Consider the following 6,942-nt stretch of genomic DNA (forward strand, 5'->3'; position numbering starts at 1 on the left):
CGCGAAGCCGAACTCTTTGATCGCAATTACGCCCGCCCCGGCGGACTATGGGATCCTGAGGAGGGGCAGGTCGAAGGAGGCGTCAACTATGGCGACGAGGAGGACCTATGACCGTCATCGTTCTTGAGCGCGTACCAGTTGGCGTGCGTGGCGAGCTGACGCGCTGGATGCTCGAAATTCATACCGGCGTTTTTGTAGGAAGTCTGTCAGCCAGAGTACGCGACCTGCTCTGGGACCAGGTCTGCGACCAGATGTGCGAAGGCGCAGGTTTTCTGGTCTACCAGACCAACAACGAACAGGGGTTTGCGCTGCGAAGTTGCGGGCGAACAGATCGGCGCCTGATCCAGGTCGAAGGGCTCTTTCTGGTAAAGATCCCGTCCTGACGCGGAATATGACTTCAGGGCTTGTTTTCGGAAGCTGATCGCGGTAGAATGAGCAATGTGCCAGGATTGTCCCCACGCCCGTGGGGGTGAACCGAGGAGTGGGCAAATGCCACAACTTCCGGCTGAATTGTCCCCACGCCCGTGGGGGTGAACCGTTTGACAGCGCTGAGTTTGGCGCGCCCCGGACATTGTCCCCACGCCCGTGGGGGTGAACCGGGGGCGACTATGGACTATCGGGACATCTGGTGATTGTCCCCACGCCCGTGGGGGTGAACCGTGCACCGTAATCCACGTCCTGCCTCCTAGTCGATTGTCCCCACGCCCGTGGGGGTGAACCGGAATGGAACCAAATCAGGTCGCGTTTTCCCTCATTGTCCCCACGCCCGTGGGGGTGAACCGCGACGCGCGCCGCTCCTGGCGTGCGCCGCGACATTGTCCCCACGCCCGTGGGGGTGAACCGGCGCGGATGCAGGTGCTCGAAACGCTCACGCAATTGTCCCCACGCCCGTGGGGGTGAACCGCGTATGCAACGCTCGCTGATCTGCACCGCCGCATTGTCCCCACGCCCGTGGGGGTGAACCGGCGCACAAACGAATGACGCCGCCAGCGCAACCATTGTCCCCACGCCCGTGGGGGTGAACCGGAGTGTATCTATGCGGCACGTTGAACGATCGTATTGTCCCCACGCCCGTGGGGGTGAACCGACCTGGCCGCGCGCATCCGGCGCGACAACACAATTGTCCCCACGCCCGTGGGGGTGAACCGACGGCGTCGGATGCGCGCTGCGCGGGCGAGAGATTGTCCCCACGCCCGTGGGGGTGAACCGTCGCTGTCGGCGTCGGCGTCGGCGTGGCGACAATTGTCCCCACGCCCGTGGGGGTGAACCGCGTTCATGCTGCGTTACCGCGTCGCGCATAGCATTGTCCCCACGCCCGTGGGGGTGAACCATCATCGCGGATGGCGCCTCTGGCGTGGGCGGCATTGTCCCCACGCCCGTGGGGGTGAACCGCGCGGAGTGGAGCGGTAGCGGCTGTGCTCAGGATTGTCCCCACGCCCGTGGGGGTGAACCGCATCCGCAGCGCCGCAGCGAGCGCCGCGCTGAATTGTCCCCACGCCCGTGGGGGTGAACCAGATGGGTGAACATACCACGCCGCAATCGGGTAATTGTCCCCACGCCCGTGGGGGTGAACCGATGGCTCTGAACGGGCAGATCGGACGGTTGGCATTGTCCCCACGCCCGTGGGGGTGAACCGTCTCCTGTTCAACATCAGTTCCCTCCTCGGGCATTGTCCCCACGCCCGTGGGGGTGAACCGTCATCAATGCCCGACTACGAAATCCGCTACAAATTGTCCCCACGCCCGTGGGGGTGAACCGCGTTCTACGAGTTGTTCCGCCTCGCTGACCACATTGTCCCCACGCCCGTGGGGGTGAACCGAGCAATGCCATTCATACGTAGTCGAGGGTGGTATTGTCCCCACGCCCGTGGGGGTGAACCGTCGATCGGGGAGGGAACTGATGCTGAACAGACATTGTCCCCACGCCCGTGGGGGTGAACCGGATGGACGTGCCACGCCGCGACCGGGTAGCGCATTGTCCCCACGCCCGTGGGGGTGAACCGTAGCGCTCAACGGTCAAATCGGGCGACTCGCTATTGTCCCCACGCCCGTGGGGGTGAACCGTCCTCGAGCGCGCTCCGGGTTGCATATGCAACATTGTCCCCACGCCCGTGGGGGTGAACCGAAAAATCGCAAAAATCGCCGGATGAACCGGCAATTGTCCCCACGCCCGTGGGGGTGAACCGCCGCGAATCCAGTGGAAAAACACTTGGGAATAATTGTCCCCACGCCCGTGGGGGTGAACCGCAGTGATGCCGCCAGCGCAGCCAGCGCCAGCAATTGTCCCCACGCCCGTGGGGGTGAACCGTCGTTAGTCGTTCAAGACAGCGTGACACCACAATTGTCCCCACGCCCGTGGGGGTGAACCGGGGTGTCGCTCCCGGCGGGCGAGTACCCTGCGATTGTCCCCACGCCCGTGGGGGTGAACCGCCAGTCTGGATCACGCGCGTCGGGCGGGTGCGATTGTCCCCACGCCCGTGGGGGTGAACCGGAGTTTGCGGAGTACGGATGGGCGCGGGTCGAATTGTCCCCACGCCCGTGGGGGTGAACCGTTCGTCATTTCAATTTGGACGGGCGCATAATGATTGTCCCCACGCCCGTGGGGGTGAACCGCCCGAATCCGATGACCGCGCGCGCGGCGCGCGATTGTCCCCACGCCCGTGGGGGTGAACCGAGTTCGTACTCATCGAGCGTAATCCACGCCGCATTGTCCCCACGCCCGTGGGGGTGAACCGCGCAGCCGACTCATAGCACCCCCTCCTGATACATTGTCCCCACGCCCGTGGGGGTGAACCGATCGTCGGCGCAACGCGCGCGCCGATGACCAATTGTCCCCACGCCCGTGGGGGTGAACCGCCCGCAGCCGCGAGGCCCGCGCTGCAGGCGCCATTGTCCCCACGCCCGTGGGGGTGAACCGTTATTATGAGGACCTGGCGGCGCGCATCCGGCATTGTCCCCACGCCCGTGGGGGTGAACCGTTGAACACGACTGGTGCGACGCGCGCGCCAATATTGTCCCCACGCCCGTGGGGGTGAACCGACTCGAAACGCTCGCGGAAATGCGCGAGCGTGATTGTCCCCACGCCCGTGGGGGTGAACCGCACACCCACCCCCGCTCCTCCAGCCAGACGCAATTGTCCCCACGCCCGTGGGGGTGAACCGAGTTCGGGTTTTGGAGTCTGTAGAGGTACTGCATTGTCCCCACGCCCGTGGGGGTGAACCGCGCTACATGGCGCGAATGCGGCTGCGTTCGGACATTGTCCCCACGCCCGTGGGGGTGAACCGTTGAAGTTGTCAATTTCCCGACGCCCCTGCCGATTGTCCCCACGCCCGTGGGGGTGAACCGGCGCGGGTCGGTCGCCTGGACGCGTCGAACCAATTGTCCCCACGCCCGTGGGGGTGAACCGACGTCGCCGAACTGCTTCAGTCGTGCGACATCATTGTCCCCACGCCCGTGGGGGTGAACCGCCTGCTGAGCACCGTTGAGCGGGGATTGTGGCATTGTCCCCACGCCCGTGGGGGTGAACCGAGCAAAAAGCGATACAGCACGAACTCGATCTAATTGTCCCCACGCCCGTGGGGGTGAACCGCGGGCGGTCGGACGCGGGTAGTGAGCGGTGCGATTGTCCCCACGCCCGTGGGGGTGAACCGCGCGAGCGCGATGGCGTCTGCGTAGCGTGACCATTGTCCCCACGCCCGTGGGGGTGAACCGCGGATGGATGACTGATGATTAAAATCGTCATCATTGTCCCCACGCCCGTGGGGGTGAACCGTGCATTTGCTCGGTGGATCGCCTCAGCGTCAAATTGTCCCCACGCCCGTGGGGGTGAACCGCGATGTCATCGCCGCTGTGCATGATGTATTGCATTGTCCCCACGCCCGTGGGGGTGAACCAGCCAATGGCGCGGATTGGCGATACAGCATTCGATTGTCCCCACGCCCGTGGGGGTGAACCGAAGTCCTGCAAGCGTCACCTGACGCTTGTGAAATTGTCCCCACGCCCGTGGGGGTGAACCGCGCGCGGCGGAACGCGCCGGATTGCGCGGCTAATTGTCCCCACGCCCGTGGGGGGTGAACCGATCCAGGCGTGCGTCGAGAACAACGCACTGCAATTGTCCCCACGCCCGTGGGGGTGAACCGCCGGGACAATTTACGGCGGAAACGATTACGACATTGTCCCCACGCCCGTGGGGGTGAACCGGGGAATGCTGGTTCTTTGTTCGCGCGTTCGACATTGTCCCCACGCCCGTGGGGGTGAACCGGAGCGCCTGCGCCAGATCAGAGACCGAATGGGATTGTCCCCACGCCCGTGGGGGTGAACCGAAAGCGGACGCCCTGGCGAGCGCGTACCGAGAATTGTCCCCACGCCCGTGGGGGTGAACCGACCATCGATGCGCTGCAGCACGTTGGTCCGTCATTGTCCCCACGCCCGTGGGGGTGAACCGATGGCGCTCAACGGTCAAATCGGACGACTCGCATTGTCCCCACGCCCGTGGGGGTGAACCGGCAGGACAGACACACCCATCCGACCCCCGCCCATTGTCCCCACGCCCGTGGGGGTGAACCGATACTTCGGCGCGCGACCGCGTCGGAATGGCGATTGTCCCCACGCCCGTGGGGGTGAACCGGCAGCCGGGCTGCTCGGCCTGTACGGCGAGCGATTGTCCCCACGCCCGTGGGGGTGAACCGTCACGGGCCGACTCGCGTGGCAGCGGGAGGGGATTGTCCCCACGCCCGTGGGGGTGAACCGCGCGCAGGAATGCAGTCGTTCGAGGCGCACTGATTGTCCCCACGCCCGTGGGGGTGAACCGTTATTATGAGGACCTGGCGGCGCGCATCCGGCATTGTCCCCACGCCCGTGGGGGTGAACCGTTGAACACGACTGGTGCGACGCGCGCGCCAATATTGTCCCCACGCCCGTGGGGGTGAACCGACTCGAAACGCTCGCGGAAATGCGCGAGCGTGATTGTCCCCACGCCCGTGGGGGTGAACCGCACACCCACCCCCGCTCCTCCAGCCAGACGCAATTGTCCCCACGCCCGTGGGGGTGAACCGAGATCTGGATGTGGTGGCTGGTGTGGTCCGGCATTGTCCCCACGCCCGTGGGGGTGAACCGCGCTACATGGCGCGAATGCGGCTGCGTTCGGACATTGTCCCCACGCCCGTGGGGGTGAACCGTTGAAGTTGTCAATTTCCCGACGCCCCTGCCGATTGTCCCCACGCCCGTGGGGGTGAACCGGCGCGGGTCGGTCGCCTGGACGCGTCGAACCAATTGTCCCCACGCCCGTGGGGGTGAACCGACGTCGCCGAACTGCTTCAGTCGTGCGACATCATTGTCCCCACGCCCGTGGGGGTGAACCGCCTGCTGAGCACCGTTGAGCGGGGATTGTGGCATTGTCCCCACGCCCGTGGGGGTGAACCGAGCAAAAAGCGATACAGCACGAACTCGATCTAATTGTCCCCACGCCCGTGGGGGTGAACCGCGGGCGGTCGGACGCGGGTAGTGAGCGGTGCGATTGTCCCCACGCCCGTGGGGGTGAACCGCGCGAGCGCGATGGCGTCTGCGTAGCGTGACCATTGTCCCCACGCCCGTGGGGGTGAACCGCGGATGGATGACTGATGATTAAAATCGTCATCATTGTCCCCACGCCCGTGGGGGTGAACCGTGCATTTGCTCGGTGGATCGCCTCAGCGTCAAATTGTCCCCACGCCCGTGGGGGTGAACCGCGATGTCATCGCCGCTGTGCATGATGTATTGCATTGTCCCCACGCCCGTGGGGGTGAACCAGCCAATGGCGCGGATTGGCGATACAGCATTCGATTGTCCCCACGCCCGTGGGGGTGAACCGAAGTCCTGCAAGCGTCACCTGACGCTTGTGAAATTGTCCCCACGCCCGTGGGGGTGAACCGCGCGCGGCGGAACGCGCCGGATTGCGCGGCTAATTGTCCCCACGCCCGTGGGGGGTGAACCGATCCAGGCGTGCGTCGAGAACAACGCACTGCAATTGTCCCCACGCCCGTGGGGGTGAACCGCCGGGACAATTTACGGCGGAAACGATTACGACATTGTCCCCACGCCCGTGGGGGTGAACCGGGGAATGCTGGTTCTTTGTTCGCGCGTTCGACATTGTCCCCACGCCCGTGGGGGTGACCCGGATCGCCTGCGCCAGATCAGAGACCGAATGGGATTGTCCCCACGCCCGTGGGGGTGAACCGAAAGCGGACGCCCTGGCGAGCGCGTACCGAGAATTGTCCCCACGCCCGTGGGGGTGAACCGCCGTCGAAAACCTGCAGTCATATGAAGGGGCGATTGTCCCCACGCCCGTGGGGGTGAACCGAAACACCCGATTGTACTTAAGTTCAGCGCCCAATTGTCCCCACGCCCGTGGGGGTGAACCGTCTTGTAGTGCTGTAACTCTTTACGGAGTCGGATTGTCCCCACGCCCGTAGGGGTGAACCGCTTGATCAGCCATACTAGCGACCGGAACGACCATTGTCCCCACGCCCGTGGGGGTGAACCGATCTCGGCACGGCGTCTGGCGGTGCTCAAGCGATTGTCCCCACGCCCGTGGGGGTGAACCGATGACGTTGACCAGACCGCCCGCGTACAGCGCATTGTCCCCACGCCCGTGGGGGTGAACCGCCCGCGCCGAAGCCCGCGCCCGCGCCGGAAGCATTGTCCCCACGCCCGTGGGGGTGAACCGCGTTGTGCGATCTTTCGGGGTGAGAACATCCTATTGTCCCCACGCCCGTATGGGAACCAGTTGCGTCTCTGCGATTTTCCTCCGCCAGAGGATGCCCCTACGTCGGAGGCGGGTTCTTTGACACGCGCGTGTTTCGCACCCGCCACATCCCAACTCCACAGAGGATGTTAGCGAATAACCGAAGGGAGTGACAAACAATGCTCCGCAGCCATTCGCTTATTCGCTGACGCATTCGCTTAT

General features: G+C 64.9%; 1 protein-coding gene and 1 CRISPR repeat array. The gene reads left to right on the forward strand.

What is annotated here, in order from left to right:
- The first annotated feature begins 107 nt into the window (after positions 1-107).
- Positions 108-383 carry a type I-E CRISPR-associated endoribonuclease Cas2e gene (gene cas2e, locus NZU74_20045; protein MCS6883625.1) on the forward strand — a complete coding sequence of 92 codons (276 nt, stop codon included), beginning with the start codon at positions 108-110 and terminating at the stop codon, positions 381-383.
- A gap of 65 nt (positions 384-448) precedes the next feature.
- Positions 449-6,763: direct repeats of the CRISPR family, unit length 29 nt; unit sequence ATTGTCCCCACGCCCGTGGGGGTGAACCG.
- The last annotated feature ends 179 nt before the right edge of the window (positions 6,764-6,942 follow it).

It is taken from the genome of Chloroflexaceae bacterium, assembly GCA_025057155.1.
Lineage (GTDB): Bacteria > Chloroflexota > Chloroflexia > Chloroflexales > Chloroflexaceae > JACAEO01.